Raw genomic sequence first — 18,932 nt, forward strand, 5'->3', positions numbered from 1 at the left:
TATTTACATCCAACGCCAACCTGGCAAATACTTATTCTTAAAGTTCCCTTTACTATACTTACCAAATCCAAGTGGATAACCATCTACGCAAACTAATAACCATCCATCTTTACATTCTTTCTTTATCTCAATTGATTCACACTTAAGATAACGAATCACATCCTCATCTTTGGAAGAGAGGTTATAGATATTATCGTATTCTGAAGCTTTCAGTGCGCTAGCTAGAGCTTGGCTTGGTTCAAAACGATTTTTTTTCATTTCACCTAATAATAAACCTGAGCGTAAGATACGAAGTCCTTTTAAATCCACTAAGTCCTCTGGTAAAAGATATAAACGATCCTCTCTTACCGTAATTCGGTTGATATCAATTGGAAAGTTAATCTTTTGAAAGAATTCCTTTGCCTCTTCTGAGATTTGTTTTGTTTCTTTTGCAGGAATTTGGTAAGGCTCATGGATACTGCTTGGAGCAGTTTCTTTCTTACGAAGCAGAGCAACATAATGTCCCTCCCCTTCGATTCTTTGTGGCCATAAACGTAACGTATGAACAAGTTCCTTTGGTCCATCTACCCATTCTGGTTTTCCAAAATCAAATCCTTTATAAGAAACATTGTTTCGATTCTTCATATTTTCTAATCGGTCTTTATCTTCTCCTCGAAGTGGATAGTCAGGCTGATTCTCTAAAGAATTCCAGATAGCTGGTACAATCTCCATATCAGGCTCTTCTTCAAGTAAAAATTTGATGGTGCCTTCATTCTCTTCTGTCGAGAAAGTACAGGTGGAATACAGCAGATATCCGCCTGGCTTTAGCATCTTTACAGCCAATAGAATAATTTCTTTTTGCAATTTATTATAATAGTCTACACCATACTGTTCCCAGTTTTTTATAATGGATGGGCTCTTTCGGAACATTCCCTCTCCAGAACACGGAGCATCCACTAATATCTTATCAAAATAACCAGTAAATGTATTAACTAACTTTGCTGGAGCCTCACTTATCACAACCGGATTTCTAACTCCAAACAATTCAATATTTTTCAGAAGTGCTTTTGCTCTTGAATTACTGATATCATTGGATACTAGAACACCCTTTCCTTGTAGCTTTGCAGCTAATTCTGTACTTTTTCCACCAGGAGCTGCACATAAGTCTAATACCTTATCACCTGGTTCTACTGGAAGTAAGCTTGCCGGAGTCATTGCGCTTGGTTCCTGAATATAGTAAAGACCTCCAAAATAATACGGGTGTCTTGCCGGCTGCTCTTTCTCCTGATAATAATAGCCATTTGGAATAAATGGAACTTGTTTTATTTCGTAAGGACTTATTTTTTCAAATTCTTCATTCTTTAGCTTTAGTGTATTGATACGCAGTCCTCCACGGTGCTTTTCCTCATAGCATTTTTCATATGCTTCATATTCGTCTGAAAGCATCTCCTGCATTCTTTTTTTAAAATCTTCCGGTAATCTTATATTCATGTATTGTAACCTTTCTTATATAATATCCTATTAATATGATGAGCCTTAGGCAAAACAAAATGCCAAAGGCTCCTTAAATCTTTTTATCGTAAGCTCTGTGCCCGATAACCTTCGGAGATAATATCAAGCTCCTTATTAAAACGCTCCAACTGTTTTAAGTCTTCACTTTCATAAATTCGGAAAAATTCATCCTGAATCTTTACGACTTCTCTTTTGTTTGCTACCTTGTATAGATTCTGTATGTTTGTCAGAATATCTGCCACAATATTCGCACGAATGTTAAAGGAGTTTTGAGCATCCATAATTTCGCCACGTACAGAGGACATCTCATCGTCTAATGTTACGATTGCATCCGCTGCTTTGTGAAGTCTCTGACGTAAGTTATCTGGCATATTTTGCTTGTACTTATATTGCAGGGAATGTTCAACGGTAGCCCAGAAATTCATCGCTAACGTTCTTATCTGTATCTCCGCATGAATTTCTTTTGGACCATAAAGCGTTTCAACATGATAGGAAATTATCATATGATAACTTCGATACCCACTATCTTTTTTATTTTTAATATAGTCCTTATCACTAACAATAGACATATCCGTTCGATTTTTTATTAATTCTACTACCTTGTAAATATCATCAACGAATTGACAAATGATTCGAATACCAGCGATATCCTCAATCTTTTCTTCGATATTTTCTAATTCTATTGACTTTTTCTGAGCTTTCTCAAGAATACTTGAGATGGTCTTAACTCTTCCAGTAACCTGCTCAATTGGAGAGTACATACCTGCTTTTCGATATGCCTCAATAATATGATTAAACTTTACCATAAGCTCATCAACTGCAAGAGCATATGGTTCCAGTATCTCTCTCCATAATTGTATTTCCATAGTGTTCCCCCCTCATACCTTATTACTCAGAGCCAAAGATAAATGTGTGTAGTACCTCTATATTTTTTTGCAAATTCGGTATAATAACACTTTTTTTACTAATATACGCATCTTCATACGCACTGTTGACCGGGATGCGTAGTTGATCTAACTTCGTTAATCCAATTTCCTTTGCTAACTGTATATAAGTTTCAAGATCTTTTGCATCCAAATCCGTTGTCACCATTGGCAAACAGCTATTCATTAGCATGGCCAAATCCCAATAATTTAATGATTTATATTTTTCAAAAATAGCATCCAATACAGTACGATGCCTTGAAGTTCTACCAAAATCATTATTTTCATTCGTTCCACTAGCAACATCTCTAATTCGACAAAATCCAAGAGCCTGGTTTCCATTCATATGATTAAGACCAGCTGTAACGGTTCGATTGTTTGGATTCGAAATATAATTCGTTGTATTTAACCAATTTGCCTCCGCAGAGGTTAGTGTGATATCAATCCCATTTAACTTATCAATAATCTTTTCAAAGTCATCAAACCCTACGAGGCAATACCCGTCTAATTTTAAATCAAAGTTTAACTCAATCGTATTGAATAACATTGGTATTCCTCCAACTGCATACGCTGCGTTTAACTTATCATCTTGATAGCCTGGTATTTGAACATACAAATCCCTCATTAACGAAGTTAATTTAATGGATTTTTCTTTTGAATTTAGTGTTGCTATCATCATAACATCAGTACGTCCCCTGGAATTTCCAGAAAAAATTGCCTCTTCTCCAAGAAGCAGAATGTTAACAGCATAATCTTCATGTCTAACTGTTCCGTTATTTGCACTTAATTGTACATCTTCTTCATTCTTTTCTATATCATCATTCGTTGGAACATCCGTAATTTCCGGAATAGTCTCCACCTTATGTCCACTTCCATCATCATATTTAACCTTGCTCGCTACAAAATTTGCTCCAAGGCGAATTAATAAACTTTGACCTGCTTTTGTAAAAAATAATAAGCATACAGATAGCAATAGTGCACCAAGCGTAATTAAGATCGGTAATCCAATCTGTTTCAAACGCTTACGTCTTAAGGCTTCCTTTGATTTCTCTTCCTCTAAAGGTGATTCCATAGTTTCTTCTACTGCTAATTCTGGATCAATTTGCTTCGCTAATGATCTTGTAATCTCTGATATAATCTCTTCCTCTTCGCAATTTAATTTGTCAGACTGCTTCACCTCTTCCTCTGCATCCATCAACTCTTGATTGACTATGCTATGTACTGCTTTTTCATAAAGCTCAAAATTATCATATTCACTCTCATCACTTGATGCAAATTCAATCGCAATCTGTTCTTCCGGTTCGTCCTCAAAGAAAGCTTTCTCTAGGTTTCTTTGAAACTCCTCATCACTTGATGGGTCAAATTCCTCCCAGGGTATGTCCGTTTTTCTTTTCATACAAATCTCCTATTTTGGCACCACCTTTGAATTTGGGCGCCAGCACAATATTTGCATATTGATTTGTCTCACCTTCAATGTGTGAAACAATCCTTGATTTTTAACACTATACTCCTATAAATTTAAATATCATCCTTCGTTATTCCAATTTTAAGCATGCTATTAGTATACCATATTTTTGTCTGTTTGTCCTATATTTTTTATACAAGAAAAAGTACGCTTCACGAACTTTTCCTTGTCATGAATGAAAAAGGAGTGGGGTAACGGCTTTCAAACTAGCCGCACTCTGGCAAAAAATAAGCCCCTTTTGTTAGACAAAAAATCTAACGAAAGAGGTTTATTTTAACTTACACAAGTTGCATCAAAAATCTAGTTTGGAATATCAATAAGAACTTCTGGTGTAGGTGTTACTTCTTCATCTAAGAAGATAACACGGTACAATTCTTTAATATTAGCTTCAAAATCTAAAATTAAAACAGCACCACGCTCGTTTCTTGCTGCAGTATAATACTCATTTGCAGGAATACGATGGTTTTCAATTGTAAATATTCTATTTTCAACAACAGCCTGCAATAAATCGGAAATTTCAGAACCAGATAAATCAGTTTTAACAAAAGGTAATACCTGATCCATAATTGACATTAATTCAAATAAATTCTTTGATTTATATTCCTCGAAAATTGCATTTAATACACGACGCTGACGAAGGGTTCTACCAAAGTCATTATTTGCTCCGCCAAGTGTTACTACTTTTCTTACACGTGAATATCCAAGAGCCTGATTTCCATTTAAGTGGTTCATACCAGTCCTTACTTTACGATAAGCTGGATTTGAAATATAGTTCGTAGTATTTAAATAATTTGCTTCTGCTGAGCCAAGTTCAATATCAACACCACCTAAAATATCAACAATGCTTTCAAAGGCATTAAAATTAACCGTTGCATAGCCATCAATCTTTATTTTAAAGTTTTGTTGTATCGTATCTACCAACAAATCCATTCCACCAAGGCTATAAGCTGCATTAAGCTTATTAGGACTATGTCCAGGTATCTCCACGTAACAATCTCTCATGATTGAAGTTAACTTTATTGTATTATCTTTTTTATTGACAGATACTATCATCATGGAGTCGGTACGTCCGCCACCACCGATTTCTTCAATACCAGAAATTAAAAAGTTTGCAACATATTTTTCTTTTCTTAGATTAGGATCTGTATTTTCAATATCATCATCCTTATTATCTCCAAAAATATTACTTGGTTTTTTATTCTCAGAATCTACATTATCTATACGACCTGACACATAACCGCCTACTGCATTATAGATTAGTTTACGACCTGCTGGTGTTCCAACGATTAGACCTATCACAAGCGTTAATGCACCTAAGATAGAAAAGGTTATTGTCAGTACTTTTTTCCTGTTGTTCTTTTTATTATTTTTGTTATTCCCCATCTCTTCTGTAGTCCCCCCTGCCTCTTGAACCAATTCCTCGTTTACCTGTTGCTTTAATGATTCGCTTATTTCACTAAAAAAATCATCTTGCGACTCGAGTTCATCGGGCATCTCAAATCGATCCGGAAAATAATCATCTACCGTATCATTACTATTATATTGACCTCTTGTTTTAGCATCTTCGTCTTTCATTTTATTCCCCTGTTCCCTTTCAATCAACGAATGTTTCTTAATAAAGCTATATTATGTCAAATTTTAGTCTATTTTCGTCCTATCTATTTTATCATAAGAAAAAATATTGGCTAACCCATAATACGACATTTATTCTAAATTGTAAAGTTAAGATTTTATGGCAAATATTAATAAACTCTGAACTATTGCTATGTAAACCGTTCTATATAAGCCCTGTCCCCAAGCAAATTTCCCAATCAAAAAGCTGCTCCCTACTTAAAAAACAGAAACAAATCCGTCTTCAATAATAGGGAAAGCAGCCTCACCGATGTGTATTTAGTGGTGTTTTATTATTTTTATTTCATCTTTTGTAATAATTTTTCTACTGTTTGATAAACACGAATGGTGGATGGAATATCCAATTGTTCCATAGGTGTATGAATATCTTTCATGTCCGGTCCAATTGAAATAATATCCATATCAGGAATCTTTTCACTAATTAATCCACATTCAAGGCCAGCATGGATGGACATTACTTCAGCATCTTTATTAAATAGTTCCTTGTGTACATTCAAAAATAAATCTCTAAGTTTTGAATCCTTTTTATACTCCCATGCAGGATAATCAGCATTACTTTCATATTCCGCACCCAAGAAACCAAACATAAAGCTAAGTTTATCACTAATAAAGTATTTATAACTGCTCTTACCGCTTCGTACTGAATAATGGAATATAGCCAAATCATCTTCTATTGCAAAGATTCCAAGGTTTAAGGAACTTTCAACAAGACCAGCTATCTCAGAACTCATTACCTGAACTCCATTAGGAGCTTGTAAAATAGCAAATAATACTTTCATCATAGAACTTGGGTGTATTACCTTTGCTTTTTCTTCTTCAAAAATCTGACATTCGAACTTTACATTTGGTTCCGAAGCGAGTAATTCCTTCTGATACTTTTCTTCTAATTCCTTTACTGATGCTACAAATGCATCTACTTCTTCCGCTGAAACAATAGCTTCTGCTTGTGCAAGGCTAGGAATTGCATTGTCTTTATCTCCACCCTTCATATCACAAAGAAGGAAATCATATTTTTCTTTTAATTCCATGATAGCTCTCGCTAACAGTATGGTTGCATTGGTTCGGTTGTTATGAATTTCTGCTCCAGAGTGACCACCCTTTAAACCACGTATTACAAGCTTTACCCTCTTACCTTCCTTCTCGGTAAAGTTAAGTGGAAGTTCAGCATAAAATCTAAGACCACCTGCACAACCAACTAATACAGTACCTTCTTCTTCAGAATCCACGTTAATCATATAACGGCCCTTTAAATGGTCAGGATTTAGTGCTTTTGCACCATCCATACCAGTTTCTTCATCCGTTGTAATTAACACTTCTAAGGCTGGATGTTCTAAATTCTCATCGGATAATAACGCAAGACCAAATGCTATCGCAATTCCATTATCTCCGCCAAGCGTCGTCTTGTTCGCACGAATACTATTTCCTTCTACGATAAGCTCTAACCCCTCGGTTAAAAAGTCATGATTACTATCTTCTGCCTTTAAACAAACCATGTCCATGTGTCCCTGAATCACAACCGGAGTATGGTTTTCATAACCTGGTGTTGCTTCTTTATAGATAATAACATTCAATGTTTCATCTTGAACATACTTTAAATTATGATCCTTTGCAAAATTCACAAGATACTCACTGATTTTTTCATTGTGTCCCGACCCTCTTGGTACCGCTGAGATTTCTACAAAATATTTTAACACATTTTTATAATCCATACTGGATAACTGTTGATAAACACCTTCCATTGTTACCTCCATTTCTTTACAGGCTATCTGCACTTATTAAGTTTCTGTCTTTTTGTTAAGACAAAAAACCTCTAACCTGAAATTCTTTCACTTGTTAATATAAATAATTAATTTTTAAAACTATGAATTGGTGCTGGAATACGACCTCCACGATTTACAAAATTGTCGCAAGAGAAGTTATTCACTGGCATAATTGGTGCATATCCTAGTAATCCACCAAATTCTGCTATGTCTCCAACTTTCTTACCGATCACCGGTATCAGACGAACTGCTGTCGTTTTTTGATTTATCATACCAATCGCCATCTCATCCGCTATAATACCAGAAATAGTGGTCGCCTTAGTATCACCTGGAATTGCAATCATATCAAGACCAACGGAACAAACACATGTCATCGCTTCTAGCTTTTCCAATGTAAGACAGCCAGCTCTGACTGCATCAATCATACCCTGATCTTCACTAACTGGGATAAATGCTCCACTTAATCCACCAACATAACTAGATGCCATAACACCACCCTTTTTTACTGAATCGTTTAGTAAAGCGAGTGCTGCTGTCGTTCCTGGTGCTCCTGGGTACTCTAACCCGATTTCTTGAAGGATTTCTGCTACGCTATCACCTACCGCAGGAGTTGGTGCAAGTGATAAATCTACAATTCCAAACGGTATGTTAAGCATCTTTGATGCTTCCATCGCTACTAACTGTCCAACTCGAGTAATCTTAAATGCTGTCTTTTTAATTGTTTCACATAGGGTACCAAAATCTTCTCCTCGAACACTCTCTAATGCGGTCTTTACTACACCAGGACCACTGACTCCGACGTTAATAATCGCATCTGCTTCGGTTACACCATGAAAAGCTCCTGCCATGAATGGATTATCGTCAGGTGCATTACAAAAGATAACTAACTTTGCACATCCAAGAGAATCTTTTTCCTTCGTATACTCTGCGGTATCTAACATGATCTGACCTAATAACTTTACAGCATCCATATTAATTCCAGTTTTTGTAGAACCAACATTTACAGAGCTACATACTCGCTCTGTTACTGCTAGTGCCTCTGGGATTGATTCGATAAGTAGACGTTCCGAAGAAGTCATCCCCTTTGATACAAGCGCGGAATAACCTCCGATAAAATTTACACCAACCGTATTTGCTGCCCTATCAAGAGTTTTTGCAATCGTTACAAAATCACTTGGCGTCTTACAAGCAGAGGCACCAATCATTGCAATCGGAGTTACTGAGATTCGTTTATTTACCACCGGAATTCCAAACTGTCTTTCGATTTTCTTACCGGTCGTTACCAAATCTTTTGCTACTGTTGTTATTTTGTCATAGATATTCTGATTTAATTCCTCTAAATTGCTGCTAATACAATCTAATAGGCTAATTCCGAGTGTAATGGTACGTACATCGAGATTTTCCTGTTCAATCATCTTATTCGTTTCTAAAACTTCATTAAAATTTATCATAGCGAATGATTTCCTTTCTTATAAACGGTGCATCATATCAAATATGTCTTCTCTTTGTGCTTTAATTACAACACCAATTTCTTTTCCGATTTCCTCTAATTCATCCGCTAATTGACTAAAATCTTTACTAGACTCGATGGTATCAACAATCATCATCATGTTGAAATATCCGGATACAATGGTTTGAGAGATATCTAAAATATTAATCTTATTATTTGCAAGATACGTACATACCTTAGCAATTATACCTACACAATCATGTCCTACTACCGTAATAATCGTTTTCTTCATAGTTTGCCTCACTCCTTATATATATTATAAAAACATAAAGATATTTTCATAATCATGTATTATTGAAACTAAAAACATGTTTCAATAATCAAATTTATATTATTGAAACCAAAAACATGTTTTAATAATCCTTTTTTATATTATAACCATCTCTGATGGAATATCCCGATTTGCCACTGTGATTACCGGCATTTTGCTTGAAGTTGCCACACTTTGCTCAACTTCATATCGCACGGTTTCAAACGCTAGTTCTGCGTAATTATTCTCTTTGCTCATATGAGCTAACAACACATGTTGTAAGTCATCATGTAATAGTTCACAGATAAGTTTAGCCGAAGTCTCATTGGATAGATGCCCTCGCTCCCCTAGGATGCGCTGTTTTAGATGATAAGGATAGCTTCCAACCATTAACATATTAACATCATGGTTTGCTTCCAGATAGAGTACCTCTGCTCCACATAACTTAGAGATTGTGTAACTATCATAAGTTCCGAGATCGGTAGCCATTCCTATCTTATGTCCACCATTTGTAAATGTATAACAAACCGGATTACTAGCATCGTGTGAAATCGAAAACGGTTCTACTAAAATATCTCCAATGCATAACGCCTCGTCCGGCTTCACAAATCGAAGTTGACTTTCCTCAATTCTTCCAACGCTGCTTAATCGTAGCATTGCATTGATGGTTTCAACCGTACCATAGATTGGTAGTTTATATCTTCTTGCCAATACACCAATCCCTTGAATATGATCGGAATGTTCATGAGTAATTAATATTCCGTCTAAGGAATTTGGGTCTACTCCTGCCGACAAAAGGCCACTCTCTATTCTCTTTCCACTTACTCCCGCATCCACCAAAAGGTTTGTTTCATTGCTCCCTATATAAATACAATTACCACTGCTTCCACTGGCAATGCTGCACATCTTCATAGATTTCATCCTTCCTGTCACTTCCGATAACACCATTTAATTGTTGTTTAGTATATATCACTTTTCAGTAAATAGCAAGAAAAAGGGGAGTGTAACTTAAGTTTTTAGAACCTAGTTACAACTCCCCCCTTGTTTCCTTATTCTTTCTTACATAATCTTGTATAATATCATTGTCTACTGTGATGCTGTTACGACCGTTTCGCTTGGAATAATACATCGCTCCGTCTGCACGGTTTAGAAGTTGTTGACAACTTAAACTCGTTTCAGGATAGGAACTAATACCGACGCTAACTTTTACATTAATTTCATCCTCATTAAAGTATAAGGTTGTAGTATCAATTGTTTCTTTTAATGAAGTTACGATATGATAAAAATCTAATATTCCTATATCCGGTAATACGATAACAAATTCTTCTCCTCCGTATCTTGCTGCAATACCATGAAAACAATTTGCCACCTCCTGCAGTTTCGATGCAACCATCTTTATAACTTCATCACCGAACAGATGTCCATATGTATCATTAATTTTCTTAAATAAGTCAATATCAAGTAAGGCAACAGATAACGATTTATTTTGTTCACTTGCACGTTTTGTATACTGCTCTAAAATCACATTTAACTGTCCCCTATTATAGATTCCAGTCAAACTATCACGAATTGCCATCTGCTGCATCTTACTATAAAGACTTGCATTATGGATTGCAACTAAAAGTTGTGCAACTACAGTCTCGAAGAAAATAATGTTTCCATTAAAGTATTCAAACTGAGAATGTCCGCATAGTAAAGCACCAATTACCTTTTTTTCACGAACTAAAGGTACAATTAGTAATGAGTTTATCTTACGATCTTTCAGAAAAGAATATTTTCCAGGCTGTACCTGATTATCAATATAATTTCCTTCTTCCTTCATGTATTCTTCAATGCATCCCTGTTCTATACGATTGCTCATCTGTTCGTAAAAACCTTTACCTAATCTGGAGTGGATTTCATAGGTAACCTGTTTATTGCCAGCAATATCCGGTTCTAAAATGATGGTACATACATCTAATCCCATTGCCTCATATATCGCTTCCGTAATAAGCTTCATCAGATTTCCAATCTCTAGCTCAGTTGAGATGTATCGAATAACCTGATATAAGGTCTGATTTTCTGTATTTGCACTGTTTATCTTATGGTAAGCTGCTTCGAGCATAATTTTTTGAATGCCAAGTTCCTCATTTACCTTACGAAATTTTTCCTGCTGATTTCTAAGTGCTTCATTCGTCTCTTTTGTCTGTTCCGAAAAACGACGTATTTCAAAAATTCGCTTATCTGTAGCAATAAAGACCTCACTGATTAACTCTGATATCAGCATTACGACGAAGATAAGAGATAGATAGGCACATACCATGCCAAAAAACTCTTCTTGTCTTTCAGGTTTTAGTAATATTATTGAAATTAAATAAATAATTGCTGGAAGTGACATAGTTGTTAACGTTATTGCTCTGGAATAAACATCTAAAAAGTCAGTTAACATAAGCAACTGTAACATTACAGCAATTAGCTCTATTCCAAAAAACATTGAATTTATTGAGCCAATGGTAACAAAAAAACAAATAGAAAATGATATCAACTCGATTGATCGAAGAATCATCCACGCAATTCTCTTTTTAAATAATTTCGTATGCTCAGCCAAGATGTCAATGATAAGAGCGCCTGAGGTTACTAATATTCCAAAACTTGCATGCTCTGATAAATTACCAACCAATTGAATTAATGTATATAACCAGAATACCGATGTAACTAACACAAGGCCTCTTGAAAACTTCTTCCGAAATACAAGTAGATCGTCGCTCATCCGTTCCTTCTCCTTCCGGACAATATGATAGCTTACTTTTCCCAGTACATTTCTATTACATCTTGATTATTTAAAGGACTTGTAAATTCTGCCTCATCCCCATTGATTTTTAATACTACTTTGCTTCCGTGAGCTGTGCTTAAGTCAAATGGATAGACATCTAAAATATCCACCAGTATGAATTTATCTTTCCCTTTTAATATAATAGACGTTTTATTGACATAAACTGAAATACTAGAAGCTTTCTCTACCTTTTTCTCATCCACTTCCTCAGAAATCCCATCTCTCAGAAAATCATCTTTCAAAAGTGCATCTTCCCCTAAAGAATACTCTTTGAAATCCTCCTCAGATATCATGGCAGCTACTTCCTCATAGGATGCAGCGATATCCTCATGTAGTGGATAATAAATGGTGAAATTCTCATAAACGCGGTCTTGTGGCTTAGCTGACTGATGATTAATCGTAATCCCTTTGCGATAAGGTAAATCCATAAATTCTAATAGCTGTTCAAGCGTATAATGATTTAAAAGTTCCAATCGGTCTCCATCCTTAATCTGATAGGTATCCGATACCAATATATCATTTGCAAGCGCGTACTTAGGGCATATTACCTCTTTGTGATTCACCGCAAATGTTATCGTACTCTTATATTCCGGAAGCTTGGCTACCATGAGGGTTGCATCTGCTCCTGCTGTAGACTCTGTGATTTGTATAATATCATTTTGAGTAATGGAAGCATTTAAACTTACTTGTTTGCCATTTAATATAATAATCGCACCTTCTCCTGATTCTCCACGTGCAAGACGCTCACTTCCGTTAATGGTATAATGAAGCGCTTTTCCTCTGCGCGGGAATAGCAATTCATTTGGAAAGCCGATAGCAAGAGCTGCATCTACAATTGTTAGATGCGAATTATCATATAATTTAATCCGCTCACCATTCACCATTGCATAGATAAAATTGTTGCGATTTTCATAATAGTTTAAACAAATACCGATTGGAGTTACTAATAATGGATCCTTCTTTATCTCTTTTTGTAAGAACTGAACCATATTAAGAACTTCTTCCCCTCTAAGGGCTACTCTTTCTTTTGGTAAATTAAGCTTTGAAGACAATGCTTCAACAAAATAAGGAAGTTTTCCTCCTCCGCCAACAACAAAAACAGCACTCACAGATTTCCCACCGTTAAGATATAAAATCTGCTCCGCAATCTGAGCAGTAATATGATCGATTTCATCTCTGACTGCTTCGTAAATTTCTTCTCTCGTAACTTTATTCGAAAGCCCCATGATATCTTTATAAGAGACTGTCTTTTTCTTTAGAATAGAAGTCTTCATTGTTTCTGCAGTTTTAAAGTCAACCAAATAGCGTTGCATCAATATATTGGTTAATGCATCGCCTGCCTTTGGGATCATTCCATAAGCAATAATACTACCGTCTTTCGTAATACAGATATCGCTTGTTCCAGCACCGACATCGATTAATGCAATATTTAATAAACGAAACTTATCTGGAATCGCAACATTGATTGCGGCGATCGGCTCAAGTGTAAGATTTACAACTTCAAGTCCCGCTTTCCCAACTGCCGCATACAAACCTTCAATAACTTCCTCTGGTAAAAAAGTTGCAAGTAAATCTACTCCTATTTTACTCCCTTTATGATCCTCTAGGTTTGTCATTACATAATCGTTTAGGTAGTAATGCACTACGCTGTAACCGACACAGTAAAAGTTGCCATCTCCGGAATTCATTTCTTTACGAAGTTCTTCATACGCTTTTTCTACCCCGTTTAATTCCAGTGTTCGTATATGTTCTTCTGAAATGATACCTTCGTTGATTAGGTTATATTCTGCCTTCACAGTCACTGTTTTTAGCACACGTCCTGCTGCTGCAATACATACTTCTTTCAGCTTTTTACCAAGCTGCTTTTCTAAATCCTTTTTTACTTCTCGTATGGTTTCCGCAACTTTATTTATATCATGTATCTGACCATCCAACATGGCTCTGGTCTCATGATATCTAACAGATTGTGAGACAACGATAAAATCATGCTCATTTTGCTTATATCCAACGGTACCAACAATGCTTCTCGTCCCAATATCAAGACCGAATACCATATTTTCAGGATATGTAATAGCGTCCATGTTGTGATTCCCCCTAGTATATTTTACTTTTGCTTAGGTACAACGTCCTATGTTTTTTGATTTTAAGCATATTTAAAACAGAAGTTGCATAGCAATTTCTGTTTTAAAAATACAATATCTACCAAAGATGATACTTCTTTCCTATATTATATCACAGATAGTGATTTTTTGCCAAGAAGGTTTGGAAGTTTTCCCTACATTCATTTTCATTTTTATCCACAAAGAGACCAAAGGAAGAACTTATTAACTTGTCACTTCCATTTGGTCATCTTTTGTTAAAACTCTTATTTTATCTTTTCCTTTGTTTGTCAAAGCTGATATTCCCACTTACCTAAGGCAAGTTTATCCGCTTATGCTACTTGTTTACAACCTCATTGCCACTACGTGGTTAAATACCGTTCACATTGAAGCCTTAACTCGTCCTGCAAAACATCATTCCCATTTTCAATAATCACGGTACTATTCTTAAGAAAAAATTCCTCTGATTTTTGTTTCTTTATAATGGATTCTATCTTTTCTTCAGAATATCCTCTGGACTCCTTTAGCCTTTTCATTCGGTCCCCGATAGGAGCATGTACATACCAGATTTCATCGCAAAAATCCTGATACCCTGCTTCAAACAGGAGTGCCGTTTCCACAATGATTGCGGAATAAAGTTTACCTTTCGATTTCGCTTCCTTGATCTGGTGTAATACTTCTAGATGGACATTGGGATGTGTTAATGAATTCAATAACTTTACTAGATCTTCCTTTTGAAAAATAATCTTAGCAAGTTTATTACGATCAATTTCTCCACCCTCATCTAAAATCTCGGTACCAAACTGCTTCACAACCTTCTCGTAGGAACATCCCCCTTGTTTCATCTGGTCTCTCGCAATATCGTCTGTATAAATAACGTATACTAAGAATTCCCTCTGAAGTAGATCTGCAACTCTTGATTTTCCACTGCCAATGCCACCGGTAAGCCCTATTACTTTCATGAAATAACCATGCCTTTCCATAGCCTGCAAACTTTGGGCCGCAGGTACAATATTTATGCAGTGAATTGCAAAACAATTCACTGCGTGAAACAACTAGTTTTTCAGTGAATGTATATCACGTTAACCTCCATAAAAACATAGTTATTTAGCCTCGTACCAGTTATTACCATTAGCAACCTCAACTTCGAGCGGAACGGAAAGACTTGCAGCTTGTTGCATTTCTTCTTTCATAATCTTTGCTACTTCTTCTACTTCAGATTCATGTGTTTCCACCAGCAACTCATCGTGGATTTGAAGTAATAATCTTGATTTTAACTTTCGTTCTTTTAATACTTGGTTCACATGTATCATAGCCAATTTCATAATATCCGCGGCAGTACCTTGAATTGGCGAATTCATTGCGATTCGCTCTTCCGCAGAACGCTTCATAAAGTTAGAATTCGTAAGGTTAGGAACTGGCCGAATTCTTCCATATAAGGTTTTTACAACGCCTGTTTCTTTTCCTTCCTCAATTAATCCATCGAGATATGTCTTAACTCCTGGGTAGGTCATGAAGTACTTATTAATATATTCCTCTGCTTCTTTTCTAGTAATATCAAGGTCTTGTCCCAAACTAAAAGAACTGATACCATATACGATTCCAAAGTTTACAGCTTTCGCATTGCTACGCTGTGCACTTGTCACCTCGTCAAATGGGGTGTGAAATACTTCGGAAGCTGTTAAACGGTGAATATCCTGAGCTTGTCGATATGCCTCAATCAGCCGTGCATCATTTGACATATGAGCAAGCAAACGAAGTTCTATCTGGGAATAGTCTGCATCTAGAAATAGATATCCATCCTCCGGGATAAAAACTTTTCTAATTTTTCTACCTAGCTCCATACGAATTGGTATATTCTGAAGGTTAGGTTCTGTACTACTAAGTCTTCCAGTCGCTGCTATGGTTTGATTAAAGGTTCCATGGATTCTGCCATCCCCTTCCACATAGGATACAAGGCCATCTGCATACGTGGATTTTAACTTCGTTAATTGGCGGTACTGTAGGATTAATTTTATCACTGGATGTTCACTACTTAACTTTTCTAAGACCTCAGCGGAGGTAGAATAACCAGTCTTTGTTTTTTTCCCATATGATAAACCTAGTCGCTGAAATAAGATTTCTCCTAACTGCTTAGGTGAATTAATATTAAATTCTACGCCCACCAGTTCAAAGATTTGTTTTTCAAGTTCTACGATACTAACACCAAGCTGATCACTATAATCCTTTAGTCCATTAGTATCAACACGAATTCCTCTTTGCTCCATATCATATAATGTATAAACGAGAGGCATTTCAATCCCTGCAAATAACGGAAGTAGACCACGTTCTGATAATAACTTAAGTAAGACAGGATATATATGATGAGCCACATAGCTTTCATAACATGCTGCTTTTTTATACTGATCTTGGTCTAATAAAGACAAAGAAGCATAGGTTTGACCACTAAATACTTCTTTCTCACTTGGTAGATCAAGTTCTAAATACTTCTCAGCAATAGTTTGATATTCATAAGTGCTAGCGTCTGGTTCTAATAAATAACCAGCAATCGTTACATCAAAACAAGGGCTTTCCTCATTTGCATTTAAATATGGTAAGTATTTTTTAATATCAAAGATTGCAAGTGTAATCTTTTTTTCAAGAAGTCCATTGAGTTTAGAAGTTAGAAAATCTGGTGTAATAAACCCTTCGCAAGGAATGATAAAGGACGCCTCTGATCCATAATAAACGGAAATACCTACAAGAGACTTATTCTCCATTATTAGCTTAATTCCAACGGCATCCTCCGAAGCATATTCTGGCTTCTTGATTTCTTTGATTGTAATCTTACTATCACTTTTATCGTTCCTAGATTTCTTCGTTTTCTTTAACTTCTTCTGATTCTTTTCCCACAATTTTATTAAGTTAGAAAATAATGTTTCTACCTCTTCTAAGTTAGAAGTAATTTTAATTTTATCTGCCTCAAAGCGAAGGTTATTTATAGACGAATCTTCAACCTCTGCATTGTCCATCTTTATTGTTTTAAATTCCAATTCATTAAAACACTTCTGTGCATTTTCTGTGTTAATATGAATTCTTAACTGTTCAAGACCAAGATCTTTTAAATCAATGTCTTTTTTTATGGTAGCTAAAGTTTTACTAAGAATAGCAGCCTTTTCTCCAACAAGCTCAGTATCACTAATCTTTAATAAAGCATTGATTGGAGTTCTCTTGATTCCAAGCGTTTTCCAATACTCATTAATCTCTTTCTTACCTGTTTCATCTAAATTATTAAGTATCTCATAAAGATTCTCAACTGTCTTATATTCTTTTATTAAGGCAACCGCAGTTGCTTCTCCTACTCCAGGTACACCCTTTATGTTATCGGAGCTATCCCCCCCAATCCCCTTTAGTGATGGAACAGAGGAAGGCTCAATGCCAAATTCCTTCTCAACTAATTCTGGTGTAAATAAAAAGGTACGATCTGGTACATTCAATTCTTTCTTACTTAAACCGTATTTTTCATATAATTCATCTGTCTTCTTTGCAGTACTGTGAATTAGCCAAAGGTTTGTCCGCTCTGTAATTAATTGAAGATAATCATTATCCTTTGTCATGACACGAATTGGGACTTCCTCTTCAAACTTTTGGCATAAGGTTCCGCTAAAATCGTCCGCCTCATAACGTTCATCCATAAACTGAACAATTCCCATTTCTTTTAAGACATGTTGGCAAAGTTTGAATTGATCCTTTAACGGTTCTAAAGTTTCTCCACGATTTCCTTTATAATCAGGATAAATCTCTCTTCGGAATGTATTACGGCTAATATCCCAAGCCACTGCCAAATAGGTAGGCTTTTGATCCTTTATAATCTTTAATAATACTCTTAGGAAACCATATACAGCATTTGTATATACTCCCGTGGCTGTTTGCATAATTTTAGGGAAATACTTTTCTTTTTCCTCCATGGTCTTTGCAAACATTATTTCCTTTGGTAGATTACCAAAAAACTGAGTTGAAAGAAGACTGGAACCATCGATAACCAGTAAGTAATCGCCCTCTTTACTATCTTGTTTATTATTTATAATATCATTCATATTAATAACCATACCTTTCCATAACCTGCAAACTTTGTGCTGCAGGCACAAAATTAAACCCTACTTTCCCACCAATACTTCATAATACCTAGTCGGAATTTTCTATATTATCTATTTCAATAAGTTCACGTTGATTTACATAGATTTGCCGCACTATCTCATATTCTTCACGATTCTTTCGATAAAATTCAAGTCTACCATCTTTTACCTTCTTAACGTATTCACATGCCATTGTATCATAATCAGTACGGATACGAAACATCGGGTCATATCTTCTTGGAATCCCTGAATACCTCAGGATATAAGGCGGCTTTGTTGGAGCAGCAGGAATTTCTGTCAGTTTACGAATCGATAGACTGGAGACAATGGTTACTCCAACCACAACTAACATAAACACGATTCTTCGATTCACTTTATTTCGCTTATTTCTTCGGATATGTTCTTCACAACTACGAATTTTACGATTCAGTTCCTCTGTAAAATTGTTCGACATTTCCTTATCTTCGTCTAATAACTTTATTGCAGTTAACAAGGCATAATATACCTCTAATTCTTCTCTACATACCGGACATTCTTTCACATGGGCAAGGAAACCTTCTAATTCGGTCATGCTAAGTTCATCTTTAATGAATGGTGTAATTAATCTTTGCGCATTGAGGCAATCCATGACCTATTCTCCTCTCTCAACATTACTTAGCTCTTTTAGAACGCCAACCGTGTCCTAAAAATATATTCTTATTCTACACTGATTTTTCGCAAAATGCAAACTTTTACCCTTGGGAGTAATTCTTTTCATTATGCTTTTTCCCTTAAGATGTTAGCATGAAATATTATATTATTTCAAAAAAATAGCAACATAATCTCTTATATTATTCTCATAGGTTTTTCAATTTTTAGAACAACTTATGCAATTT

The 18,932-nt window shown here is 35.7% G+C and carries 13 protein-coding genes; all 13 read right to left on the minus strand.

Translation table 11 applies throughout. The annotated features are described in order from the left end of the window. Nucleotides 1–3: 3 nt before the first annotated feature. Complete coding sequence (locus CPHY_RS14400; protein WP_041704505.1) at nt 4–1,464, minus strand: RsmF rRNA methyltransferase first C-terminal domain-containing protein; 1,461 nt, start codon at nt 1,462–1,464, stop codon at nt 4–6. 89 nt (nt 1,465–1,553) lie between these two features. Further along, complete coding sequence (locus CPHY_RS14405; protein WP_012200804.1) at nt 1,554–2,357, minus strand: GTP pyrophosphokinase; 804 nt, start codon at nt 2,355–2,357, stop codon at nt 1,554–1,556. Between the two features lie 22 nt (nt 2,358–2,379). Beyond that, the gene (locus CPHY_RS20910; RefSeq protein ID WP_012200805.1) at nt 2,380–3,810 is read right to left on the minus strand and encodes an LCP family protein; all 1,431 of its coding nucleotides are present in this window, start codon (nt 3,808–3,810) and stop codon (nt 2,380–2,382) included. A 369-nt stretch (nt 3,811–4,179) separates the two neighbouring features. Further along, the gene (locus CPHY_RS20915; protein ID WP_012200806.1) at nt 4,180–5,454 is read right to left on the minus strand and encodes an LCP family protein; all 1,275 of its coding nucleotides are present in this window, start codon (nt 5,452–5,454) and stop codon (nt 4,180–4,182) included. 335 nt (nt 5,455–5,789) lie between these two features. Continuing rightward, nucleotides 5,790–7,250, minus strand: coding sequence for an aminoacyl-histidine dipeptidase (locus tag CPHY_RS14420; protein ID WP_012200807.1), 1,461 nt, complete (start codon nt 7,248–7,250; stop codon nt 5,790–5,792). A 107-nt stretch (nt 7,251–7,357) separates the two neighbouring features. Continuing rightward, a complete protein-coding gene (locus CPHY_RS14425; protein ID WP_012200808.1) occupies nt 7,358–8,722 on the minus strand; it encodes a PFL family protein in 1,365 nt (454 codons plus the stop codon). 18 nt (nt 8,723–8,740) lie between these two features. Beyond that, nucleotides 8,741–9,013, minus strand: coding sequence for an ACT domain-containing protein (locus CPHY_RS21485; RefSeq protein ID WP_012200809.1), 273 nt, complete (start codon nt 9,011–9,013; stop codon nt 8,741–8,743). 135 nt (nt 9,014–9,148) lie between these two features. Then, nucleotides 9,149–9,943, minus strand: coding sequence for an MBL fold metallo-hydrolase (locus tag CPHY_RS14435; RefSeq protein WP_012200810.1), 795 nt, complete (start codon nt 9,941–9,943; stop codon nt 9,149–9,151). Nucleotides 9,944–10,058: 115 nt separating this feature from the next. Further along, on the minus strand, nt 10,059–11,780 hold the full coding sequence (locus CPHY_RS14440; RefSeq protein ID WP_012200811.1) for a sensor domain-containing diguanylate cyclase: 1,722 nt from the start codon (nt 11,778–11,780) through the stop codon (nt 10,059–10,061). Nucleotides 11,781–11,812: 32 nt separating this feature from the next. Beyond that, nucleotides 11,813–13,924, minus strand: coding sequence for a cell division FtsA domain-containing protein (locus tag CPHY_RS14445; protein WP_012200812.1), 2,112 nt, complete (start codon nt 13,922–13,924; stop codon nt 11,813–11,815). Between the two features lie 380 nt (nt 13,925–14,304). After that, entirely contained in the window at nt 14,305–14,925 is a 621-nt protein-coding gene (gene coaE, locus CPHY_RS14450) for a dephospho-CoA kinase (protein ID WP_012200813.1), read from the minus strand. Between the two features lie 120 nt (nt 14,926–15,045). Further along, nucleotides 15,046–18,030 carry a DNA polymerase I gene (gene polA, locus CPHY_RS14455; protein ID WP_012200814.1) on the minus strand — a complete coding sequence of 995 codons (2,985 nt, stop codon included), beginning with the start codon at nt 18,028–18,030 and terminating at the stop codon, nt 15,046–15,048. 76 nt (nt 18,031–18,106) lie between these two features. After that, nucleotides 18,107–18,685: an anti-sigma factor family protein gene (locus CPHY_RS20920; RefSeq protein WP_012200815.1), complete on the minus strand. Its 579-nt coding sequence runs from the start codon at nt 18,683–18,685 to the stop codon at nt 18,107–18,109. Nucleotides 18,686–18,932 lie beyond the last annotated feature (247 nt).

This window comes from Lachnoclostridium phytofermentans ISDg (genome assembly GCF_000018685.1).
GTDB lineage: Bacteria > Bacillota > Clostridia > Lachnospirales > Lachnospiraceae > Lachnoclostridium > Lachnoclostridium phytofermentans.

What these genes read in the sequence shown, in the direction of transcription:
- CPHY_RS14405 (WP_012200804.1), bottom strand. Translation starts at nt 2,357, where the DNA reads ATGGAAATACAATTATGGAGAGAGATACTGGAACCATATGCTCTTGCA.
- CPHY_RS20910 (WP_012200805.1), bottom strand. Translation starts at nt 3,810, where the DNA reads ATGAAAAGAAAAACGGACATACCCTGGGAGGAATTTGACCCATCAAGT.
- CPHY_RS20915 (WP_012200806.1), bottom strand. Translation starts at nt 5,454, where the DNA reads ATGAAAGACGAAGATGCTAAAACAAGAGGTCAATATAATAGTAATGAT.
- CPHY_RS14420 (WP_012200807.1), bottom strand. Translation starts at nt 7,250, where the DNA reads ATGGAAGGTGTTTATCAACAGTTATCCAGTATGGATTATAAAAATGTG.
- CPHY_RS14425 (WP_012200808.1), bottom strand. Translation starts at nt 8,722, where the DNA reads ATGATAAATTTTAATGAAGTTTTAGAAACGAATAAGATGATTGAACAG.
- CPHY_RS21485 (WP_012200809.1), bottom strand. Translation starts at nt 9,013, where the DNA reads ATGAAGAAAACGATTATTACGGTAGTAGGACATGATTGTGTAGGTATA.
- CPHY_RS14435 (WP_012200810.1), bottom strand. Translation starts at nt 9,943, where the DNA reads ATGAAGATGTGCAGCATTGCCAGTGGAAGCAGTGGTAATTGTATTTAT.
- CPHY_RS14440 (WP_012200811.1), bottom strand. Translation starts at nt 11,780, where the DNA reads ATGAGCGACGATCTACTTGTATTTCGGAAGAAGTTTTCAAGAGGCCTT.
- CPHY_RS14445 (WP_012200812.1), bottom strand. Translation starts at nt 13,924, where the DNA reads ATGGACGCTATTACATATCCTGAAAATATGGTATTCGGTCTTGATATT.
- coaE (WP_012200813.1), bottom strand. Translation starts at nt 14,925, where the DNA reads ATGGAAAGGCATGGTTATTTCATGAAAGTAATAGGGCTTACCGGTGGC.
- polA (WP_012200814.1), bottom strand. Translation starts at nt 18,030, where the DNA reads ATGGTTATTAATATGAATGATATTATAAATAATAAACAAGATAGTAAA.
- CPHY_RS20920 (WP_012200815.1), bottom strand. Translation starts at nt 18,685, where the DNA reads ATGGATTGCCTCAATGCGCAAAGATTAATTACACCATTCATTAAAGAT.